The 23,041-nt window shown below is 52.6% G+C and carries 14 protein-coding genes; 6 read left to right on the top strand and 8 right to left on the bottom strand.

Annotated elements, in window-relative coordinates; translation table 11 throughout:
- The first annotated feature begins 120 nt into the window (after positions 1-120).
- The 3 genes from gltB (at position 121) to BUA40_RS05740 (ending at position 6,668) form a co-directional block, all read left to right on the top strand.
- The gene (gene gltB, locus BUA40_RS05730) at positions 121-4,542 is read left to right on the top strand and encodes a glutamate synthase large subunit (protein ID WP_072799398.1); all 4,422 of its coding nucleotides are present in this window, start codon (positions 121-123) and stop codon (positions 4,540-4,542) included.
- A gap of 133 nt (positions 4,543-4,675) precedes the next feature.
- Complete coding sequence (locus tag BUA40_RS05735; protein WP_072799401.1) at positions 4,676-6,037, top strand: glutamate synthase subunit beta; 1,362 nt, start codon at positions 4,676-4,678, stop codon at positions 6,035-6,037.
- Between the two features lie 91 nt (positions 6,038-6,128).
- On the top strand, positions 6,129-6,668 hold the full coding sequence (locus BUA40_RS05740) for an RBBP9/YdeN family alpha/beta hydrolase (protein WP_072799404.1): 540 nt from the start codon (positions 6,129-6,131) through the stop codon (positions 6,666-6,668).
- A gap of 60 nt (positions 6,669-6,728) precedes the next feature.
- Here BUA40_RS05740 and BUA40_RS05745 read toward each other — a convergent pair whose 3' ends face one another.
- Positions 6,729-8,036, bottom strand: coding sequence for a CobW family GTP-binding protein (locus BUA40_RS05745; protein WP_072799407.1), 1,308 nt, complete (start codon positions 8,034-8,036; stop codon positions 6,729-6,731).
- A 329-nt stretch (positions 8,037-8,365) separates the two neighbouring features.
- Between BUA40_RS05745 and BUA40_RS05750 the strand changes: the two genes are divergently transcribed.
- Positions 8,366-8,779, top strand: a complete 414-nt coding sequence (locus tag BUA40_RS05750) for a hypothetical protein (protein WP_072799409.1) — start codon at positions 8,366-8,368, stop codon at positions 8,777-8,779.
- Here the strand turns inward: BUA40_RS05750 and BUA40_RS05755 are convergent.
- From BUA40_RS05755 to BUA40_RS05785, 7 genes are all read right to left on the bottom strand, one after another.
- A complete protein-coding gene (locus BUA40_RS05755) occupies positions 8,776-9,867 on the bottom strand; it encodes a radical SAM protein (protein ID WP_072799411.1) in 1,092 nt (363 codons plus the stop codon). The two genes, BUA40_RS05750 and BUA40_RS05755, sit on opposite strands and share 4 nt — an antisense overlap.
- Complete coding sequence (locus BUA40_RS05760; RefSeq protein WP_072799413.1) at positions 9,864-10,565, bottom strand: hypothetical protein; 702 nt, start codon at positions 10,563-10,565, stop codon at positions 9,864-9,866. Before BUA40_RS05760 ends, BUA40_RS05755 begins: the two co-directional genes overlap by 4 nt.
- A gap of 241 nt (positions 10,566-10,806) precedes the next feature.
- Positions 10,807-11,304, bottom strand: coding sequence for an acetolactate synthase small subunit (gene ilvN / locus BUA40_RS05765; RefSeq protein ID WP_072799415.1), 498 nt, complete (start codon positions 11,302-11,304; stop codon positions 10,807-10,809).
- A gap of 11 nt (positions 11,305-11,315) precedes the next feature.
- A complete protein-coding gene (gene ilvB / locus BUA40_RS05770; RefSeq protein WP_072799417.1) occupies positions 11,316-13,034 on the bottom strand; it encodes a biosynthetic-type acetolactate synthase large subunit in 1,719 nt (572 codons plus the stop codon).
- A gap of 353 nt (positions 13,035-13,387) precedes the next feature.
- Entirely contained in the window at positions 13,388-13,894 is a 507-nt protein-coding gene (locus BUA40_RS05775) for a RidA family protein (RefSeq protein WP_072799419.1), read from the bottom strand.
- Between the two features lie 112 nt (positions 13,895-14,006).
- Positions 14,007-17,333 (bottom strand): MFS transporter, encoded by a 3,327-nt coding sequence (locus BUA40_RS05780; RefSeq protein ID WP_255369223.1) that lies wholly within the window; start codon positions 17,331-17,333, stop codon positions 14,007-14,009.
- Positions 17,334-17,517: 184 nt separating this feature from the next.
- Positions 17,518-19,170, bottom strand: a complete 1,653-nt coding sequence (locus BUA40_RS05785; RefSeq protein WP_072799424.1) for an SLC5/6 family protein — start codon at positions 19,168-19,170, stop codon at positions 17,518-17,520.
- 215 nt (positions 19,171-19,385) lie between these two features.
- Between BUA40_RS05785 and BUA40_RS05790 the strand changes: the two genes are divergently transcribed.
- Both BUA40_RS05790 and BUA40_RS05795 read left to right on the top strand, forming a co-directional pair.
- On the top strand, positions 19,386-20,120 hold the full coding sequence (locus tag BUA40_RS05790) for an SDR family NAD(P)-dependent oxidoreductase (protein ID WP_072799426.1): 735 nt from the start codon (positions 19,386-19,388) through the stop codon (positions 20,118-20,120).
- Positions 20,121-20,334: 214 nt separating this feature from the next.
- Positions 20,335-23,031, top strand: coding sequence for a cellulase family glycosylhydrolase (locus BUA40_RS05795; protein WP_072799429.1), 2,697 nt, complete (start codon positions 20,335-20,337; stop codon positions 23,029-23,031).
- Positions 23,032-23,041: the final 10 nt, after the last annotated feature.

Raw genomic sequence — 23,041 nt, forward strand, 5'->3', positions numbered from 1 at the left:
CTGGAATTCGGCTTTTGTTTTACATTTTTGACCGCTTTTTCAATAATTGACGGGTGATTTTGTCCGTTTGGCACGGATTTTGCAAATACGGAGCGCAAAAAAGTAAAACAAGGATTATTTATGAACGCTCAAGCACTTTACGATCCGGCCAACGAACACGACGCCTGCGGTGTCGGCCTAGTTGCCAATATTAATAATGTTGCCTCGCACCAGATTGTGTTGCAGGGTATTACGGTCTTGAAAAGGCTCATGCACCGCGGTGCGGCTAGTAGCGACCCTGAAACGGGTGATGGCGCTGGCCTTTTGCTTTCTATGCCGCATAAGTTCTTCCGCAAGCTGTACCCGAATCTTCCGGCCCGTTACGGCGTGGCCATGTACTTTGTCGAAAATACGCTTGCCGCCGACGCCCTGGATGCCGAAATCAAGCGTGTTGCCGAATCTGAAGGTGTAGATGTCATTCAGTTCCGCGAAGTTCCGGTGAACCCCGCTACCATCGGTCACACGGCCCGCGAAACCTTGCCGCATATTCGCCAGGTGTTCTTTGACGGCTCCAAGTTCAAGACCAACGAAGAATTCGATATCAAGCTTTACGTGGTGCGCCGCCTGGTCGAAAAGACCTGCAAGGGCGTGTATGTTTGCAGCTGCAGCCGCAAGAGCATCGTTTACAAGGGTCTGTTGCTTGCAAGCCAGATCGAAGGCTTCTATAAGGATCTGAACGACCTCGATTTTGAAAGCCCCTTGGCTCTCGTGCACCAGCGTTATTCTACCAATACGTTCCCGACTTGGCCGCTGGCTCACCCGTTCCGCTACCTCGCTCACAACGGTGAAATCAACACCCTGCGCGGTAACCTGAACAGTCTGCGTGCCCGTGAACCGCTCCTGAAGAGCGAAGTCATCGGTGACGATTTGCCGAAGCTCTTGCCGCTCATTATGCCGGGCCAGAGCGACTCTGCTAGCCTCGATAACATGTTTGAGCTTCTCGTCGCTGCGGGTCGTAGCCTCCCGCATGCGATGATGATGCTCTTGCCGCAGGCTTGGGGCCAGAAGCATTACCTGGGTCGCGACGTGCGTGGCTTCTTTGAATACGAATCCATGCTTATGGAGCCGTGGGATGGCCCTGCCGCCGTCGCTTTCTCTGATGGTGTGAACGCCGGTGCAATCCTTGACCGCAACGGCCTTCGTCCGGCACGTTACACTTTGTGTAAAGACGGTCTCTTCGTGATGGCCTCTGAAACGGGCGTGCTCGACCTGCAGGATGACGAAGTCGAAGAAAAGGGCCGCCTCAAACCCGGTGAAATCATCTACCTCGATCTCGAAAATCACCACATCTTGAAGAACGCCGAAATGAAGGCTTACGTGGCCCGTAGCAAGCCGTACCGCCGCTGGGTCGCCGAAAACAAGATGAGCGTTCGTGGCCTCTTTATCGAAATCAACCCGGCCGATGTTCCTGACGATATTCTGGTGCAGCAGAAGCGCTTCGGTTACTCTGCCGAAGACCTCTCCATCATTTTGCAGCCCATGGCCAAGAACGGTGCAGAACCTATCGGTTCTATGGGTAACGACGCCGCTCTCGCCGTGCTTTCTGACAAGCCGCAGCCGCTGTTCAACTACTTTAAGCAGCTCTTTGCCCAGGTCACAAACCCGCCGATTGACCCGATTCGTGAAGAATTGGTGATGAGCCTTACGACCTACATCGGTAACCACGGCAACATACTCGAAGAAACTCCGGAGCAGGCGCACCTCATCAAGATTCCGCGCCCGATCGTGACCGAAGACGAAATCCGCCGCTTTGAAAACATCGGCGATAAGGCCTTCAAGGCCAAGGAACTCAAGATGCAGTTCCCGCTCGGTGGCAATGGGGAAGTCCTGGAAGCTGCCTTGCAGAACCTCGCTGGCGATGCTGTGCGTGCCGTGAATGATGGTTTCGATATCATCGTTCTGACCGATAAGAACATCGATTGGGGTTACGTGCCTATTCCGTCGCTGCTTGCCACGGCCAGCGTGAACCGCGCCCTTGTGGAAGCCGGTGTACGTCCTGAAATCGGTCTGGTGGTGCAGTCTGGCGAAGTCCGCGAAGTCATGCACTTTGCCTTGTTGCTCGGTTTCGGTGCCACGGTCATCAACCCGTATTTGGCCTTCCAGAGCATTACCAACATGTGCCACAACGGCGACCTCGATGTCGATCCGGTGACGGCTGCCGCCAACTACGTGAAGGCTGTGGACAAGGGCCTCCTCAAGATTATGTCGAAGATGGGTATTTCTACCCTTCGTAGCTACCGCAGCGCCCAGATTTTCGAAGCGGTCGGCCTGAACAAGGAACTCGTCGAAAAGTTCCTGCCGGGAACCGCAAGCCGCATCGAAGGTATCGGCCTCGAAGAAATCGCAACCGAAGTGGGCGAACGCCAGAAGATCGCCTTTGCCGATGCAAGCAAGGTGCTTCAGTCCGGCGGCCAGTACGCTTACCGCAAGGAAGGCGAAAAGCACTTGTGGACTCCGCAGTCCTTGGCGGCGTTCCGTCAGGCTGTGCAGGGTGGCGACTACGAAAAGTTCAAGGTTTACAGCAAGCTGATTAACGATCAGTCTGAACGCCAGGCAACGCTCCGCGGCCTCTTCAAGTTCAAGGAAGCGGCTCCGATTGATATTTCCGAAGTCGAAAGCCGCGAATCCATTGTCAAGCACTTTGTGGCAGGCGCTATGAGCCTTGGTTCTTTGAGCCCTGAAGCTCACGAAACCATCGCTATCGCCATGAACCGCATCGGTGCCATGAGCAACTGCGGTGAAGGTGGTGAAGACCCGGATCGCGATACTCCGGCTCCGAACGGTGATATCCGTAGCTCTGCTATCCGCCAGATTGCTTCGGGCCGCTTTGGTGTCACGATTGACTACCTGCGCCACGCAAAGGATTTGCAGATCAAGATGGCTCAGGGTGCAAAGCCCGGTGAAGGTGGCCAGCTGCCGGCTCACAAGGTGAACGACTTTGTGGCTCGCATCCGTCACAGTACGCCGAATGTGTCGTTGATTTCTCCTCCGCCGCATCATGATATTTACTCTATCGAAGACTTGGCTCAGCTCATTTACGATCTGCGTAACTCCAACCCGAAGGCTCGTGTTTCCGTGAAGCTCGTGTCCGAAGTGGGTGTGGGTACGGTTGCCGCTGGTGTTGCCAAGGCTCATGCCGACGTGGTGCTCATTTCTGGCCACGATGGCGGTACGGGTGCATCTCCGCTCACCTCTATCAAGCATGCCGGCCTTCCGTGGGAACTCGGTATTGCCGAAGCGGAACAGACTCTTGTGCTCAATGACTTGCGCGGTCGTATCAAGCTCCAGGTCGATGGCCAGCTCAAGACGGGCCGCGACATTGTGGTGGCAGCCCTCCTCGGTGCCGAAGAATTCGGCTTTGCTACGAACTTGCTCGTTAGCCTTGGTTGCGTAATGGACCGCAAGTGCCATACGAACCAGTGCCCCATGGGTATTGCAACGCAGGATGCCGACTTCCGCAAGCGCTTTGCTGGCAAGCCGGAATACGTCGAAAACTTCTTGTTCTTCATCGCCGATGAAGTCCGCGAAATCCTCGCAAGCCTCGGTCTCCGCTCTCTCGAAGAAGCCTGCGGCCGTAGCGACCTCCTTGAAAAGGATTCCGCCATCGCCTTCTACAAGGCCAAGAACCTCGACTTCTCCAAGATTTTCGAAACCGTCAAGGGTGGCGTCAAGTCCTTCGACAAGAACTATGTCAAGGAAGAACTGGTCAACTTCGACCGCCGCGAACTCTTGCCGTTCGTCAAGGAAACTCTCGAAAAGGGGACTGCCGTGGAACTCAGCGCGATGGTACACAATACTGACCGTACGGTGGGTACGGAACTTTCCGGCGAAGTGGACGAACACTTTGGCGAGAAGGGCCTTCCCGAAGATACGATCCGCATTCACCTTCAGGGTGTCGCGGGCCAGAGCTTCGGTGCCTTCCTTGCTCCGGGTGTCACGCTCGATTTGGAAGGCGAAGCCAACGACTTTATGGGCAAGGGCCTCTCGGGTGGTAAGATTATCGTGCGTCCGCCGCACAACGCAACCTTCAAGGCCGAAGACAACGTCATTGCCGGTAACGTGATCGGTTATGGTGGTACCAGCGGTAAGGTGTTCATCAATGGTCTTGCTGGCGAACGCTTCGGTATCCGTAACTCCGGTATGCTCCTCGTCTCCGAAGGCGTGGGTGACCACGGTTGCGAATACATGACGGGTGGCCGCGTGGTCGTGCTCGGTCGCGTAGGCGTGAACTTCGCCGCAGGTATGACTGGTGGCTTTGCTTACGTGTACGACGAAACGGGTCACTTCGACCTGAGCTGCAACGTGGGCTCTGTGGACCTTGAAAGCGTGCTTGCCGGTACCGACAGCGAACGCGAACTCATTGACTTTATTGAACAGCATGTTCAGGCAACGGGTAGCGAAAAGGGTAAGCGCATCCTTGAAAACTGGAACAGCGAACGTCCGAAGTTCGTAAAGATCTTCCCGGTCGACTATCGTAACGCATTACAGGGAAAGGTAAAATGATAGTAGACGGTAGACAGTAGGCTGTAGACAGTGTAAGTAAGGCGGCTATGCCGCGATTATAAAAACTTCCTACTTCCTACTTCTAACTTCCTACTGAACATTGAAAGTTTAACTAAAGAAGTTGAAGCCTATTATGGAACAGATTAAACGCATACAAGATGTTTACCGCCCTGTCGAAGAGCGAATTAAGGACAACAACGAAGTCGAACGCAAGTTGACTTCACTGGAAATCGTACAGCAGGGTTCACGCTGCCATACGTGTGGCATTCCGTTCTGTCATGGTGCGGGTTGTCCGCTCGGTAACCTGGTGCCCGAATTCAATGCGGCTGTCGCTGCAGGGAATGCGGAACGCGCCTACAACGTTATCAGCAAGACGGCCTTCTTCCCTGAATTTACGGGCCGCGTTTGCCCCGCCCTTTGCGAATCCGCCTGTACGGGCAATGTGCATAACGATCCCGTGATGGTTCGCCAAATCGAAAAGTACATCATCGAAACAGCCTTCGAAGAAGGCCGCGTAACGCTCCCTACTGCAGAATGGAACGGTAAAACCGCTGCGGTTATCGGCTCGGGTCCTGCAGGTCTCTTTGCTGCCGAAGCTCTTCGTCGCAAGGGTTACGCCGTTACCGTTTACGAAAAGCGTGAAAAGGTGGGCGGCCTCCTGCGCTACGGTATTCCGAACTGGAAACTCGACAAGTCCGTTATCGATCGACGCGTCAAACTCCTCGAAGAAGCGGGCATCAAGTTTGTCTGCAGCACCGAAATCGGCAAGGACATCTCGGCGGAATACATCCACAAGAATTTTGACTATGTATTCCTCGCCATCGGTACGCCGAACGCCCGCGACTTGAAAATCCCGGGCCGCGAAGCCGAAGGAATCTTCCTTGCGCTCGACTTCTTGCACGGCGCAAACAAGCCCGGCGAAACGAATCCTGAAAAGTTCAGCGCCAAGGGCCGTAAGGTCTTGGTGATTGGCGGTGGCGATACGGGTAACGACTGCGTGGGCAAGGCAATCCGCGAAGGCTGCGAAAGCGTGCTCCAGGTGGAATTCATGCCCAAGCCGCCCGAGGAACGTTCTCCGTCCACTCCGTGGCCGGATTGGCCGTACATGCTGCGTACCAGCTACGCCCAGCACGAAGGTGGCGAACGCCGCTGGAACGTGTCTTCCAAGCAGTTCATTGTGAAAGATGGCCGCGTCGCAGGCGTCGAAGCTGTCCGCGTGGAATGGGAAATGTCCCCGCAGGGCCGCCCGCTCAAACCCAACGAAGTCCCGAATTCCACCGAAGTCATCGAAACCGACCTGGTTGTGCTCGCCATGGGCTTCACCGGGGTCCCGGCAGAAGGCATCGTGAACGATTTGGGCCTGCAACTTACGCCGCGTACCGCGATCATTCCGGACCCGGCTCGCCACATTTACGCAGTCGGTGACTGCGCAAATGGCGCGTCCCTTGTGGTCCGCGCCATGGCCGATGCTAAGGCGAAAGTTGCATCTCTTTAAAATTGCGCCATAGACATAAATAGAAGAGGCTTAAGTTCCGCTTAAGCTTCTTTTATACTATTTTTATAGGGAATAAAACGGAGAATACGTGATGAATTATCTGATTGTACCTGGCTTGAATAATTCTGGACCGAAACATTGGCAAACTTTTTGGGCCAAGAGCCTGCCTAACGCTACTCGCGTGGAGCAACGCTGCTGGGACAATCCCGAGAAGGGCGAATGGGTTGAGACTCTCGATAAGGCCATTCGCGCTTTGAAGGGCGATACAATCCTGATTCCTCACAGTTTGGGCGTTTGCACCACCGTAAACTGGCTTTTAAAGGCGGCTTCGTGCGGAGGCGTGCCTGCGTACGTCAAGGGCGCATTTCTCGTTTCTCCGAGCGATGTAGACAATGTAGACGTCATCAAGAGCTTTGCTCCGATGCCGCTTGAAAAATTGCCGATTCCCGCCTGTGTGGTGGCCAGCGAAAACGATCCGTTCGTCACCATGGAACGTTCGCTGTTCTTTGCAAACGCTTGGGGCGTCAAAGTCTACAATGCCGGCGCTCTCGGCCACATCAATTCCGATTCCGACCTTCGCGAATGGGAACAAGGCCGCGGCTTCCTCGCCGAATTCGAATCAAACCTTTAAATGAAAACGCCCCGACATCGTCGGGGCGAAATTTTTTTGAGATAGAGTCGAGCTTAGCTCTTACTCGCCCAAGCAGCTGTCCATGGCTGCGATGATCTTCTTCTTGTCCATGTGCTGGCCAATGAAGACGAGGCGAATAATGCGGTCACCGTACTTTTCGTCCCACACCTTCAGCAGGTCCGGATTTTCACGGAGAATACGCTTCTGTTCTTCTTCGCTTTCGCTGGCGAACCACGGTCCGAAATTCTGGGCGGAAGCCTGCTTGCCGGCTTGTTCGAACAGGTAGCTGTTATCGCGTTCGTCTTCGAACCACACGAGACCCTTGGTGCGGATGATGCTGGTCGGATAGTCGTCGAGCAACACTTCGAAACGTTCACGAATCAGCGGACGGCGGCGTTCGTACACGAATGTGCTGATGCCGTATTCGTCACCATGCGGATGATCCTTGTCGTGGTGGTGGCCGCAATGGCACACGCCGTGTTCGTGGTCGCAGTGGCTATGGTCTTCATGATCGTGGTCATGTTCATCATGGTCGTGGTGATGATGTTCATGATCGTCGTCATCATCATGGTCATGATGGTGGTGATGTTCATGCTCGTCGTGGTCATCATCATCGTCGTCGTCGGGGGTTGTTTCCTTCATGAGTTCCTTGGCCCAAGCGGCGGAGTTGCCGACCTTTTCGAAGTCGAACTGCTTAGTGTCCAAGATATCCTTCATTTCGACCTTGCCGTAATTCGTCTCGATCATCTTGGCGTCGGGCTGCAAGGCGCGAACCACGGCTTTCACGTGTTCAAGGTCGGTTTTAGACAAACTATCAACCTTGTTCATCACGATGGTGTTGCAGAATTCAATCTGCTGGATGAGCAAGTTCGCGATATCTTCTTCTTCAAGATCCTTGGATAAAAGCTTCTGGCCGCCAGCGAATTCGTCGGCGAGGCGTGCCACGTCAACAACGGAAACGATGTTGTCCAGGTGGCAGGGGAGCGGGCGACCGTCGCGGCTCTGCAACTGGGCGCCGGCCATGCAAATAGTCTGTGCGATAGGAATGGGTTCGCAAATACCGCTCGCTTCAATCAGAATATAGTCGAACTTGTTCATTTCCAACAGTTCGGCAATTTGTTCCAAAAGGTCGGTCTTCAGGGAGCAGCAAATGCAGCCGTTAGACAGCGGCACCACCTTGCCGGAGTCTTCCTTGGTAATGTTTCCGCCCTTTTCGATAAGGGTTTGGTCAATATTCACTTCGCCAATGTCGTTTACGATCACGGCGACGTGGTAACCTTGCTGGTTGTTGAGAACAAAATTGAGGAGGGTGGTTTTTCCGGCTCCGAGGTAGCCGGTGAGCAGCGTAATAGGTACTGACTTTTTCATAGTGCTTTAAAATTTAGTTTTTTTCGCGAATTTCGGCTTTTTTATAAAAGAAAACTGGCCCAGCAGAGCCGGACCAGTTTTTTGGGGGTTAGGAGGAGAACAAAGATTTCTGGTACATAAGATATAAAAATTTGAGGGGGCTGACAAGTAGATTACTGAAAAAATTTCTTACATATTTCTTATTTTTGTCGTTTTTGTGTGATATGGCTAAATGCGCTGGTACAAAAAGTACCGCTTTCCTTTTTTGTGCCCTACAAAAGCCCCTTTTGTAAGAAAAAGTTCATTTTTGAGTAAAAAACGGCTATATTTGTATTAAGAATGGAGAACGTATGAATTGTCGAATACTGATGCGTTTCGTTGGCACCACCGACGAACTTTCTGCCGTTTATGATGCTTTAATGGAGCAGTACCCCGAAATGGACCTGCCCAGTGAAGATAGTGGCGACTGGTACTCGGTTGACGACGTGATGATGGATGAATACGAATGCCGTTTCGAGGAACTCCCCGAAGGCGAACTCTTGGCGATGGATGGCTCCGTGCTCATTGAAGATGAACTCCCCGAAGATTTCTTTGCCGATCTCATGGAACGCTTTGAACGCGTGTTTGCCGCATTCAAGTGGTCTTCGTTAGATGTGGGTGTCGGTTGCGGCGTCAGCGATGGCTGGGGCGAATTCAATCCGGACTATGCCGACGATTATTCCGACGAAGCCAACGAGATCTCCGAAGCCGTTCTCGGCTTCTAATCCAAGTTTTTAATCATTAGATTATCACAGAGCTCTGCGAGCATGCGTTCGTGCGTGCAGACTTCAGGCGATACGCCTTCGATAGAACCGGTGCTGTAAAAAGAAGTGCAGGCGCATTCGTGTGCGCAGCAGCGGTAGCGTATGTCACAACCTTCGCATTCCTTTTTGTCGTTGTCTAGAAATTGCTTAATTTGTTCGCAGGCTTCTTCGTTGAATCCGGTAAAGACGTTACCTTGTAAGTAGGGCGGATTTTCGTTTGAAGTAATGAACCTAGTGCACGGGAACATGTTGCCGTTAGTGGCGACGCCAATGGCGCCGTTGTATACGTGGCAAGAATATTGCCTGTATCGCAAATTTGCAAGGTATAATTTTATTTTGTCTTGAATTGTACCCAGGAACATCTTGTCGCCTTTGTCGCGGCATTCCTTCCAATATAAGGCCATCTTCTGGTATTGCAAGGCGAGCCTGTCGAAATCTTCGCCGGTCCATTTGCCGTCATAGTCGACGCTGGTGGTGAGGCTTTTGAATCCTTGCTCATGCAGCCATTTGACGCTTTCTGCTAAGGTCTCGATGTGGGCTCGCGTCACGGTGCTTAGGGCTACTGCGCCTAACTTAACGAAACGTGGAATGTATTTCTCGATGTCCTTGAAACTGCCGCAGTTGTTTACCGTGCGGCGAGCAATGTTGTGGTGATATTCCGGGCCGTCGAGCGAAAGGTAAATGCGAAAATGTTCGCGTTCGCAAAAATCAAAGAATGAATCGTCAAAGAGCGTTCCGTTCGTGTTGACGGCAAAGTTGAGCTTAAAGTTGCTGGGAGCTTCTCCTTTGTCTATGGCCTCGGCAAGAAAAGCCTTGGCCAGGTTTACTCCTTTGAAAATGGCGTCTTTGCGCAGTAAGGGCTCGCCGCCGAAAAAGGTAATGTTCAAATAGGCCTGCTTGAAAAACAGGCTACGTTCTAGCCCCACGCGAATTGCCTGCTCAAGCGTCTCGTCATCCATCACATTATGACGGGCAGATTGCGTGTCCTTATAATAACAATAGGAACAGCGCAAGTTGCACTGTTCCGTAAGGCATAGAACTAAATTCATGTAGTGATGTCGTCTTGTTCGAAAGTCGTTGCCATGCTCACAATCAGGCACTTAGGATCTTTAGGATCGGTGCATAAGTGGATGTTGATGCAGGAGGGGTCTCCTTCACGGCATTCCACTGGCTGATCCGTAGACGAACTAGAGGGCTGTTCCACTTCGCTCGAAGAACTTTCTTCTATAATGGGGTCGCCAGCGAGCGGCACCGGATCTTCGGCGGAACTGCTTTGTGCGTTCACTTCGCTCGAAGAACTGCTTTCGAAGTCGCTTTCATCGGGAGCTTCGATAACGCCTGCTTCAGGAGGCGGATACGGCTCATCGTAAGATGAACTGCTCAGCGGTTCTGCAACGGAAGAGGAACTAGGGATAGTATCTAGATGATGGGGCGCGATGACTCCCGCCAACATCACGTCCACTTCTTCCGAAGAACTGCTCAAAGGCTTTGCGGCAGATGACAGTGCTTCGACTGCCGAACTACTAAGGGCCTCATGGCTCAGAGGAATATCGACAACGCTAGAGCTGCTCGGAGTCTCGGTTTCGGGAGCCCCTGTTTCAGGATCTTGAGCGGGGGACGCGGCGGTGGCGCTTTCTTCGCAAGCGGTCAATGCAACGGCTGCGATTCCGAACGAGGCTGCAATGGCGCTTTTGGCGGCAATGCTTAGCTTCGTGCTGTTTTTGACGATTTTCTTCTCGATTTTCATAGCAGAACTCCTTCCTTCAACTTAAAATATATATAAACCGCTCCCTGATTTCTACAAGAAATTCTAATCTGCAAAAACCTGTGACCGAATACAAGAAAATCCGCCCTTTCGGAGCGGATTTTAAATCTACATGGTCGCGAACGGATTCTGTGAGCCTCAAGCGACTCGTCTTAACGAGTCGTGGAGGCGAGAGGACTGGCTCCATGGTACGAACCTTGAAGCATTAGCCAGTCCGGTCTTGTTAGGTCTGTTCTTCGCCGCGGAGCATGATAACCTTACCCGTGCGAATATATTCGACGATTTCGAACTTCTGCAACAGGCTCTTGAGCGTGTCAACCTTCTGGCTGTTTCCGGTGATCTGGATGATCATCGAAGTAGCGGTCATATCCACGGTGTTGGCGTGGAAGTGGTCGCAAAGCTGCAGAATTTCGGTACGCTGGTCCGGAGTGCAACGCACCTTGATGAGTGCGAGTTCCTTTTCGACGGCGTCGGTATCGGTATGGTCCTTGGCCTGCACCACGTCCACGAGCTTTTCGAGCTGCTTGATAATCTGCATCAAGATCTCGGGGTTACCGTGAGCGATGATGTTCATGCGGCTAAAGTTCGGGTCGAGCGTGGGGGAGACCACCAGGGAATCGATGTTGTAACCACGACGGGAGAACACGAGGGCGATGCGCACGAGCACGCCTGGGCGGTTTGCAACTAACAAACTAATAGAATGTGCTTTATCCTTTAACATGGCTTATCTCCTTAGGTCGATCCCGTGGGCTTTTCAAGTTGAGTCTTCGGCTGTTCGGTAATCATGCTCGTAATCGGAGCACCGGCCGGAATCATCGGGAACACGTTGTCTTCCTTTTCGCATTCGCAGTGGATGAGCACCGGGCCTTCGTTGTATTCCAAAGCCTTCTGAATTACGCGTTCGGCGTCGGCGCTGCGCTTGATGCGGAGACCGAGGATGCCGTAGGCTTCAGCGAGCTTCACGAAGTCGGGGTTGCCCTTCATGTCCACGCAGCTGTAACGCTTGTCGTAGAACATGTCCTGCCACTGGCGCACCATGCCCAGGTACTTGTTGTCCATCACGAAAATCTTGATGGGGAGCTTGTGAATAGCGGCCGTTGCAAGTTCGGCTTCAGTCATCTGGAAACCACCGTCACCGCAGAAGGTAATCACCGGCCAACCGCTGGTATTGCCGAAAGCGGCGCCAATGCAAGATGGGAGGCCAAAGCCCATGGTTCCTGCACCGCCACTGGAGTGGAGCTGGCGCGGATAATTGGTGTGGAAGAACTGTGCCACCCACATCTGGTGCTGGCCTACGTCGGTCGTGACGATGGCCTTGCCCTGAGTGAGGTCGCTCACCGTCTGAATCACATGCTGCATACGGAGACCGCCCTGCTTCGGGTAGGTCAGCGGGAAACGCTTCTTCCAGGTCTGGCAGGTCTTCACCCATTCGGCGGTGTCGAGCTTACCCACGAGCGGGAGGAGCTGTTCCAAAACGAGCTTTGCATCGCCGCACATGAACACATCCGGCTGCAAAACCTTGCCTTCTTCGGCGGGGTCGATGTCGATATGCATCTTGATAGCGTCTTTGCAGAACACTTCGAGCTTACCGGTAATACGGTCGTCCCAGCGGCTACCGATCGAAAGAATCAAGTCGCAATCGAGAACGGCCTTGTTGGCGTACACGGTACCGTGCATGCCGAGCATACCGAGAGAAAGTTCATGGTCGGTCGGAAAGGTGCCGAGGCCGAGCAAGGTGCATGCCACCGGGGCGTTCAGCTTTTCGGCGAGTTCCTTCACCTGGCGGCTAGCGCCAGAAATCATGGCGCCGTGGCCCACGAGCAAGAGCGGCTTCTTGGATTTCTTCAAGTATTCAGCGGCCTTTTCGACGCTTTCAGTAGAAGCGTAGCTCGGAATTTTGTAACCCGGAAGGTCCATCTTGTCGGTGAACGGAGCGGTGCAGGGGCCTGCAGTCACGTCCTTCGGCAAGTCAATAAGCACGGGACCCGGACGGCCGCTGCGTGCAATGTGGAAGGCTTCCTTCATAATGCGCGGAAGGTCGTTGGAATCCTTCACCAAGTAAGAATGCTTCACGGCTGCAAAAGTCATACCGCTTGTATCGCATTCCTGGAAGGCGTCCTTACCCAAGTTCGGAGTGGTCGTCTGTGCGGCGAGCACGACGATCGGGCTAGAATCCATAAGGGCGGTGTAGATACCGGTAAAGGTGTTGGTGGCACCCGGGCCGCTGGTGACGAGAGCGACGCCGACCTTGCCGGTCTGACGAGCGTAACCGTCGGCCATGTGGGTAGCGCCCTGTTCGTGGCGGGTCAACACGACTTTAATATTGGAATCCAGAATGGCATCGAACATCGGGATGGCCGATCCACCGGGATAACCGAAAATGGTATCAATTCCTTCGCGCTTGAGGCATTCGATAATCACCTCTGCGCCACTTAATGGAGAATTTGCCATATAATTTCCTGTACTTAACGGGTTGTTGTTCAAAAAATATGGCTGAAATATAGAACGAATGCCCCCTAGTGGCAAGAGATTTACTCTAAAATAACCGAAAATTTTTAATATTTTTTGAAAAGTTGTGAATTTTTATACGGCGTATTCTGAAAAGTTTGCTTGCTTTAGGTCTATTTTTTGAAATACTTTTGTTTTTGAGTGGGAAAAATGGTGCATTTTTTGTGTAAGTTTGACAAAAATTGAATTTTGAATAAAGTAAATTGAACGTTTTTGGACTAAAGTTTGAATGAAAAGACCCTTTCGGAGGTCGAAAGGGTCTTGAAAAGGTGGCTTTTTGTGAAAAATGGACTTTTTTAGCCTTCAATCCAGCCGTAGCGGCCGTTGAACTTGGCTTCAGCCTTTAAAACTTGGAAGGTACAGCTGATTTCGACAGCCACATTCTTGGGCAAATTCGATACGCCTACGGCAGTACGGGCATGCTTTCCGTTTTCACCAAAAATCTTCACGGCAAGTTCGCTGGCGCCATTCAGCACGCTCGGCTGTTCATGGAATCCCGGTGCAGACTGCACAAAGCCCTGCATCTGGACCAAGCGGAGGGTCTCGTTTTCTTCTAGCAGCGAGAGGGCTGCGGCCACGTTATTCATAAGGCAAATAGCGGCGCCTTCAGTGGCTTTTTCAACAGAAATGTCAGTAGGCACAGAACCGCAAAATGCGGAAAAATCACCGTTTACCGAGGGCAACTGGCCAGAAACGTAGATGGTGTCGCCATTTCGAGTGGCAGGAACATAGGCGGCGAGCGGTGCGGGGCACTTGGGGAGCGTCAATCCTAGTTCTTGAACTTTTTTAACGATTTGTTCCATATAGACTCCTTGCTCATTTTTTGCCCCATTAATATACAATTTTATCTGCAAAAAAGAACGGCAATTTACACTCTATGTATAAATTGCCGTGTAATATCGTTTAGTGTGGGGCTTATGCTTTCTTTTCGACAAGCTCCAGAGCCATTTTCTTCATTCCGTTGAAGTCCCACTTGCCGGAACCCAGCTTCGGAATGTTGTCTACGACAAATACCGCACCCGGCTGCATGAGCGGCGGAATGCCTGCCTTGCGGAGGTTGCGAGAAACGTCTTCGGCGTTCACGTTGCCCTTGACCAGGAGCACAATCTTTTCGCCCTTGGCGGAATCGGGCACTGCCGTAACGGCGAATTCGCAATCTTCCATGACCTTGGATTCTGCGATGCGCAATTCCACAGCCGTCAACGAAATCATTTCGCCACCGAGCTTAGCGAAGCGGCTGTAGCGGCCGAGAATCTGTACGAATCCGTCCGGAGTGAGTTTGCATTTGTCGCCCGTCTTGTACCAGCGACGGCCATTGATGTTGATGACCACGGCATCGGTCTTTTCCTTGTCTTTCAGGTATCCCTTCATCACCTGCGGACCGGTTACCACCAACATGCCTTCTTCGCCATTGGGCAAGAACTCGTTGGTTTCCGGATCGATGATGGCGCAAATGGCTCCCGGCACGGACATACCGATACTGGAGTTGTCGCTGCACTTTTCCATGGTCAAGAAGTCATCCAGCAACACGTTCGGGGCGTTCAAGGTAGCAAGCGGCGTCAGCTCCGTACAACCGTAGCCTTCGTAAACATCCTTGCCGAACTTGAGCTTGAAGGTCTCACGCATTTCGGGGCGGAGCTTTTCAGCACCGGCAATAATATAGCGCAGAGAATCCAAGCACATCGGGTGGACCCAACGGTTAATCGCAATAGCACGCAGGAACGTGGGCGTACCCATCATGATAGTGGTCTTGTACTGGGCGCACACGCGAGCGAGCGTCTTGATGTCCGTCGGATCTGGGCAAAGCACCATGGGCACGCCATCCAACAGCGGCATCATGAAGGTCATGGTGAAGCCGAAGGAATGGAACAGCGGAAGCAAGGTGGTCATCACGTCGGTGCGACGCAGCTTAATAATGTGGTCGCCTTGTTGGGCGTTCGAAATCACGTTCTTGTGGGTGAGTTCAACACCCTTCGGCGAGCCTTCGGAACCCGAGCTGAACAGAATCACGGCGTCGTCATCGAGCTTGGCAGAGGTGAACCACAGACGGCGTAACAATCCTGCCGGGCATGTACGAATGATGAATGCCGAAACAAAGCGGCAGATGGTTGACATCTTGGCTTCTTCTTCGTCCAGGTAAATCATCTGGCATTTGTCGGCAATCTGTGCGAAGGCCGGGTTCTTGCCACAAAGCTTGTCGAAGAAGGGGCGAGTCGTAACGACTGTAGAAAGATCTGCCTTTTCGATGCATCCAAGAATCGTATCTACGGGAGCGGAGTAGTTCAAGTTCACCGTCGTCTTGCCGGTGCCGAGAATAGACATGATGCCGAGAGCGGCGTCGCGGCTGGTGGGCATCATGAAGCCCACGTTCTTGTCGTTCTTGGTTACAGACTTGATGACCTTGCCGAGGTAATGACACAGGCGAATCATGCCGTAACCGTTCACGTGGTTACCGGCGGGGTCAATCAAAATCATGCGGCTACGACGCTTGCGCATGGCCCTGAACCACAGCGGAACAATGGAGGCGGAATGGTCCATGGCAATGTTCCAAATGTCGGTATCCAAAAGTTCCAGGTCGTGGCGGATTTCTTTTTCGGTAGCGTTCGTCGGCAGCGGCTTCGAGAAACCGACGCTAATGATTCGGTTGAAAGACTGCGGACGGTTCACGCTTTCGCTGGCGTGGCTGTAACGGCTGCCCCAAAGACCTTGAATGTAGAACGGAATAATCGGAGCTTCGGTGCCTTCAATCGCCTTGGAATAGTCCAGCGAGAAGGTCGACACGAACGGAGTCTTCGACACTTCGCCTTCCGGGAAAATTACGACCGCTTCGCCGTTCAAGAGTGCCTTGTGGATTTCTTCCATAGCGGGCGCCGGATCGCGGCGGTTAATGCTGATCAGGAAGTTGCCGTGGAAGAACCAGCGCTGGTACCAGTCGGCAAAAGTGTTGCGGTTGCTTGCAATACGGAGCGGTCTCGGGCTTGCAATCTGGAGTACCGCCCAGTCAATAAAGCTGAAGTGCGGCCCCACCAAAAGAACCGGGCCCGATTCAGGAATGTTCTGCACGCCCATGACCTTCACCTTGTAGCGGAATACAAAGGCGAACGCAAAGCGGAGTGCGGCACGCAAAAGGGCCATCGGGTTGTTCTTGAGGTTTGCGATAAAGCAGAGTGCAAGAATCACTGCCAAAATCATGAAGCAGTAATCAAGCGTAATCGGTGTAAAAATCAAGAGCAGAGTCTGGCCGCCCATAATGACCACGAGCAAGGCCATCTGAATAGCGTTAGCCACAGCGTGAATGCGGCCTGCTGTATCGGGGCGCGTGTAGCTTTGAATGACCGTACGCAAAATCACGAAGGCGCAGCCGGCGCTCCAGCCGATAATGCCGTAAAGGATCGCTTGCAACCAGGCGTTATGTACGAACGGGAGTGCAAACATGGTAATGGCGGAGGCCACGGCTGCAAACGGGATCAAGCCTGTTTCGACAAAGCCCTTGGATGCCCAACTGGCAGAGAATGCTCCAACCACATAGCCGGCGGTCACGATGAACATGGAAACCGGAATCACGGCGGTGTTCAGCATGTTCGCCAAGTCTTGAATCAAAATCAGGAAAATCTGCGTCACGCCCCAGAAAGCGGCAAGACCGAGAATCGAAAGGCGTACAATCGGGTGGCTCCAGGTGGCCGAGAAATTGCGCATGGGGGAGCGCATCTTGAGACTGTCATGCGTTTCGCCGACCTTGATGCAAAAACCGGCAATGGTTGTCACGACACTCAAGCCAAGGTAAATCCACAATGTAAGGTCAATGCTTACGGGGGAATCGGGCCTGCCCGAAAGTCCCATGGCAAAGAAGGCCGCGGTCGCGGTGCCGAGCACTGAAAGGGCCATGTACCAAGAGTTAATCTTGACCAAGTCCTCGCTTTCGACCATCTCTTTCATAATGCCAAGCTTTGCCGGACTGAGTACGGCAAGAAAAATACCGTACAAGCCAAGAAGCCCGTAGGCAACCCATTCGGCGCCCGCCACATAGCAGACAACGACTGCAATTACCGAGGCAAGCATTCCCACCGAGGACCACGCCATGACGTGACCCTTGTGGAATCGGCCCGCAAAGTAGCTCGCTGCCGGGAGCATAAAGATGCTCGGTGCAAAAATGGCTACCTGCAACAGCATGCTGCGCCACCAGAAGGCAGACCCTTCGAACGAGAAGGAAAGCCATCTCTGGAAATGAACAAACAAGCCCATTTGCACAAAAATGCTGCAGAAAACAAATATTAAATACGCAATGGAGCTCTTATACTTGGTAAGCTTCATAAATCCTCAAAACTATTTCTTCTTGAACACCTTGTAGAAGCAGAAGGTGCACATCCCGATAATGCCGGCCCACGAAAGGACCATAAAAATCAGGCCGCTAGTAGAAAATTCCATGTTATGCCTCCTCATTGTCGGAATCGCCGACAGTCATGTTCTGCTTGTGGAGAACGGTAGTCTTTCTAGCCGGGCCGTTCACCTTCCAGGCGTAGTAGATGGCAATGTTCAAAAGCACCACGAGGGCGAGCAGGAATCCGCGAACGCCCCAGGTAAAGCCAATCTGCGTGAATTCGCTGCCGAGGAAAGTCACCTTGGCATCGGCCGGAACGTTGCTCAGCAGGAGCACGCCCATACCATCGTGAATAATCCAGGCGACCAGCACGACGGCCAGATAAATCGGGCACACATACATAATGATCGGCCTAAAGAAGCGGGGGAGTTTCAAGGCGGCGCCGTCGTTCATCAAGGCGAAAGCTTCGCATTCCGGCTTGCCGTCTTCGCCAATCACGTCGGACTTGCGGCGACCGAGCACGAACGAGAAAATGAATGCCTGAATCGTGCCGAGAACCACGAGCAAGAAGCTTCCGCCCCAGAAGTCGAGCTCATCGACCGCGCCTGCGGCAAGGCCGAAAATACCCACAAGGCCTCCCAAGAAGGTCACTGTACCGGTGGCGGTAATGGAGCCCTTGCGGCTAAACTTCAGGTCGTCTTCGCAAAAACTGATCAGCGGCTGGATAATCGAAATGGCGCTGGTGACGCCTGCGATAAAGAGCATCGCAAACCAAAGCGTCTGGAAGAATCCGCCAAAGGGTAGCTGGCCGAACACGAACGGCATGGTCTGGAAACCGAGGCCGAAGGTGCCGAGCTTCGCGCATTCTTCAATATTGTTGCCGGCAATGAGCACGGCCATCGGAATCACGATGGTACCGCCGAGGATAATTTCGGCAAAGCCGTTGGTGGCGCCTGCGGTCAAGGACGAAAGCACCAGGTCTTCCTTGGGCTTCAGGTAGCTTGCGTAGCAGAAGACGATGCCCATACCGAGGCTCATGGTAAAGAACACCTGGCCCGAAGCGGCAAGCCAAACGGCGGGGTTAAGGATTTCAGAAAGGTTCGGGTTCCACACGAAAGCGAGTCCCTTACCGATATCGCTAATGGTAAGCACGCGCACCACAAGGATAATGCCCATGATCAAAAGAATCGGCATGGTAATCTTGTTCACGCGTTCAATGCCCTTGCGCACGCCGAACGACAGGAGCCCCATGTTGCAGGCGAACGTGATCAAGAAGAAGAGAATGGCGGCAGGAACCGGGCCAATCTTGGTGTTCAGCATGATGTAGTTGCCGAAGAATTCCTTCATCGGTTCGTAACCGCCGGCGACCACTTCCATCAGTTTGCCTGTGGCAGAGTAGTAGGTGAACGCCAGAATCCAGGATTGGATAAAGATGTAGTAGAAGCTGATGAACAGCGGGGGCAAGAGCCCGAGCGATCCCAGGTGCTTGGCCCAGGGCTTCTTGTTCAGAATGTAGTGGAATCCGCCCGGAGCGGTACCGTGGTGCTTGTTACCAGCTGCGCGGCCAAGCGTCCATTCCATCCACGAAAGGGGAATGCCCAAAAGCAAGAAGGCGATGAGGTAAGGGATAATGAATGCGCCACCACCGTTTGTGGCTGCCTGCACCGGGAAACGCAAGAAGTTGCCAAGTCCGACGGCGGAACCCGCGACCGCGAGAATCACACCAAGTTTCGAACCCCAGTTGTCTCTAGAGCTTTTCATTTTTCACATCCTTTCAAATTTTGGAACAAATGTAGAATATACTGCTTTTGTCTTCCCCGCGTAGGCGGGAATCCCCTCTTTTTTTTTGACGTTATTTACTCTTGTATACAGATTTTCCAAAAAAAAGCGCTGATTTGGGACAGCGAAAGAGTATCTTTATACACAGAAATCAGAAAAACGGGTTGAACTGTTTTTCATACAAAAAAGGATGACTTATGATCGACGTTAAGGGCAAATGGACCTTGATTACCGGCGGCTGCCGCGGAGTGGGCCGTCTCACCGCCATCGAAATGGCGAAACTCGGCGCCAACATTATTTTGCAGGGCCGCGACAAGTCCCACGCTGAACCGGTAATGAACGAAATCAAGAAGTACGGTGTCGAATGCCGTGCCGTGGGCTGCAACCTTGAAGTCGCTTGCGAAATTGATGCCGCTCTCGCTGAAATTGATTCTTGGGGCGTGCAGGTCGATATCGTGTTCAACAATGCCGGCCTCATGAGCCATTACTTTACCGACTATCTCACCAACACGATGGAAGATTTCCACCAGGCCATGGCGGTGAATTTCTTGGCTCCCATCAAGATAGCTTACCATTTCTTGCCGGGCATGATCAAGCGAGGCTTTGGTCGCATGCAGCTTACCACTAGCGGTATTGCTAACGAACCGGAGCTGATGGGTTACGCCTGCGCTAAGGCTGCTTTGACAAAATTTGTCAAGGATTTTGCTTGCAAGTTGAACGGCACCGACGTGATGATGAACGTGATGGATCCGGGTTGGCTCCGCACGGATCTCGGTGGCCCCAACGCCCCTAACGCTCCCGAAACCGTGATTCCGGGTTCTATGGTGTCTGTCATGCTCGACGACAAGAAGAGCGGCCGTTGGTTCAGCGCTCAGGAATTTACGGGTATGTCCCTTGCCGAAGCCGTGGAGAAGGGCAAGTCCGTAGAGTAATTGTAAAAAAGAGGTGTTTGAAATTTTACAATGGAGAAAGTCCTGCCTTTGGGCAGGGCTTCTTTTTGTAAAAAGATGTTTAGGGAAACGGTGGTTATTGGGCTCAAAATTTGTTATAGAAAATATTACAAGGAAATTACGACTTGCTTTACTATTTTTGCTTTGGGAACTATAAGGGATTGGTGTCCACATAAACCAAAAAGGGTCACGAAGAATGAAAAAGATTCTTGCGATTATGGCCGTGGCTGCGGTGTCCGCCATGGCAATCAGTGCGAACAGGGTTGGTCCTGTAAGTACTTACGGTGAACTTAAAGCAAATGGCAGCAAGCTCTCGGGTTCTTGCCCGCAGTATCAAAACGAAGCTGTCCAGGTCAAGGGCATGAGCCTCTTCTGGAGCTCTGCTGCGGATAGTGCAACCGCTTTCTACACAGAAAAAGCAGTGAACCTCATGGTGAAGGACATGGGCATCGAAGTGCTCCGCTTTGCTATGGGCGTGAGCAACAGCTTTGACAAGGGCCGTGGCTATATCACCGGTGGTGAAGACCTCCAGAAGGCTTACCTCAAGAACGTGGTGAATGCTGCCATCGAAAACGATATTTACGTGATTATCGACTGGCACATCGAAAGCTCTACTGGCTATACCGATGACGCCGTCAAGTTCTTTGACTATGCTGCAGAGACCTACGGTGAATACAACAACGTGATTTTCGAAGTCTGGAACGAACCCACCGGTGGCTGGAGCGAAGTCAAGAGCCATGCTGACAGGGTTATTTCTGCCATTCGTAAGCACTCTGACAACCTGATTCTTATCGGTAGCACGGGTTGGTCAAGTAACCCTGCTGAATGTGCCGGTTCCTTTAGCGATAAAAACTACGGTTGCACACTTCACTTCTACGCAGCCACCCACCCTGCTAACGGTGACAAGGCTCAGTCTGCTGCAAGTGCCATGAGCAAGGGCGTTCCGGTGTTTGCAACGGAATGGGGTACCGTTTCTGCCGATGGTAACGGTGGTGCCAACCAGGGTGAAAGCGAAAAGTGGATTTCCTGGATGGATCAGAACAAGATTTCTTGGGCAAACTGGTCCGCTTCTGCTGTGAACGAAGGTTCTGCAGCATTTAACAAGATTAACCTTGATAACGGCCTTTCTTACTCCACCTCCGGTAACATGGTCAAGGGCTGGATGAACAAGGGCAAGTCTTACAAGGATTGCGGCCTCCAGAACGGTAGCAGCTCTGGTAACTCCGGCTTCTCTACTGGTGTGGCCAACGGCGCAAAGACCGATTTGATCGACGACGTGGAAGACAATGACCATTATGCCTATACCGGTGGTTTCTGGTCTGCATGGACTGACGCTGGCGAAAGCGGCACCAATGGTGTTGGTAAGTCTACCTTGACCAATGCTAAGTGGGAAAATGACTTCGGCAAGGAAGTTTATGATGTTCTCCTTCCGTCCGATGGCGGCAAGAACACCTCTAAGTATATGGTTGGTATGAAGGGTATCAAGCTCGCTAGAGGTACCTACGAATACGCTCCGTATGCTGACCTCGGCCTGAACCTCACGAAGGACACCACCGTGTTCAACATGAAGTCCTGCAAGTCCATCAGCTACAAGTTCAAGGGCGCAAGCCACAACTTCCGTCTCGAAACCTCTCTCGTGACGAACTGGAACTTCCACCACGTGAACAAGGACGCTTCCGAAGAATGGAAGGAAGTGGAACTCACTTGGGATCAGTTCAACCAGGAAGACTGGGGCGATAACGACAAGCACTTCAACCTCAAGGACAAGGGCCTCGACAAGGTCATGCGCCTCGCTTGGGAAGTCAAGGGCGTGCTGAACGTTCCGGATGCTCAGAACCAGCCTTCTCTCGATTACCTCTATGTGGATGATGTCCGTTGCGATGGCATGTCTATCACTGCAATTAGCGGTGGTGCTGGCGATACTCCGAAGTCCTCTTCTTCTTCCAATGGCGGCAAGTCTAGCTCCAGCAAGGGTGGCAAGTCAAGCTCCAGCATCGCTCCGACGCAGTCTTCTTCTTCTGTCGCTCCGGTGATTACGGATCTCTTGGTGATTGACGATGTTGAAGACGTTGATGAAGTCCTCAATACTACTGGTACTTGGTACGCCTACACCGACGTTGACGGTGGTGGACAGTCTGCAATTACCAACGTCTATGATCCGGCTCTTCCGGGCTATGTCGTTGTGTTCCCGGGTACCAAGGATGCCACTAACGGCACGCAGGGCTTTGTTGGCCTGGAAGGAATTTCTTGGAAAGACGGTACGCTCACGTACGATCCGTTTGTCGCTCTTGGTGTTAACCTGAATGCCGACACCTCTAAGGGTGTTGACCTGACCAACTGCCCGGTTATCAGCTATCGCTACAAGGGTAACGGTCATACCATCAAGCTTCAGGACGGTCAGGTGACTGATTTCGCCTTCCATAACCGTAGGGTTGAATCCGCTGCTGAATGGACGACGATTGCCTTCGCTCAGGAAGAATTCAAGCAGCCGAGCTGGACCGAAACTAAGGTCGACTTCAACTGGGCTAACGTCAAGAAGATGTCCTGGGAAGTCATCGGTGCTCTCGGTTACTCTGACGAATTCCAGCCGGAATACAACTACCTCTATGTGGATGACCTGAAGTGCGTCGCCGCTGGTTCTGTGGGTGTCCGCGTGTCTCGCAAGGCTGCAAGCGACCTCAAACTCACTGTGAACGGCGATATGCTGAACGTGGTGACTACTGCCGCTGCCCGCATCCAGGTGTTCGACATGCAAGGTAACATGGTGATGAACCGCGTCGAAAATGCCGCCGGTAATCATCAGGTGTCCTTCCAGGGCATGAACCGCGGTAACTATGTTGTCCGCGTGAAGTCTGCTGGCATGGCCAAGACTGCTCGCATCAGCATCCGCTAAGATTTATCCC

Source organism: Fibrobacter sp. UWT2 (genome assembly GCF_900142545.1).
Lineage (GTDB): Bacteria > Fibrobacterota > Fibrobacteria > Fibrobacterales > Fibrobacteraceae > Fibrobacter.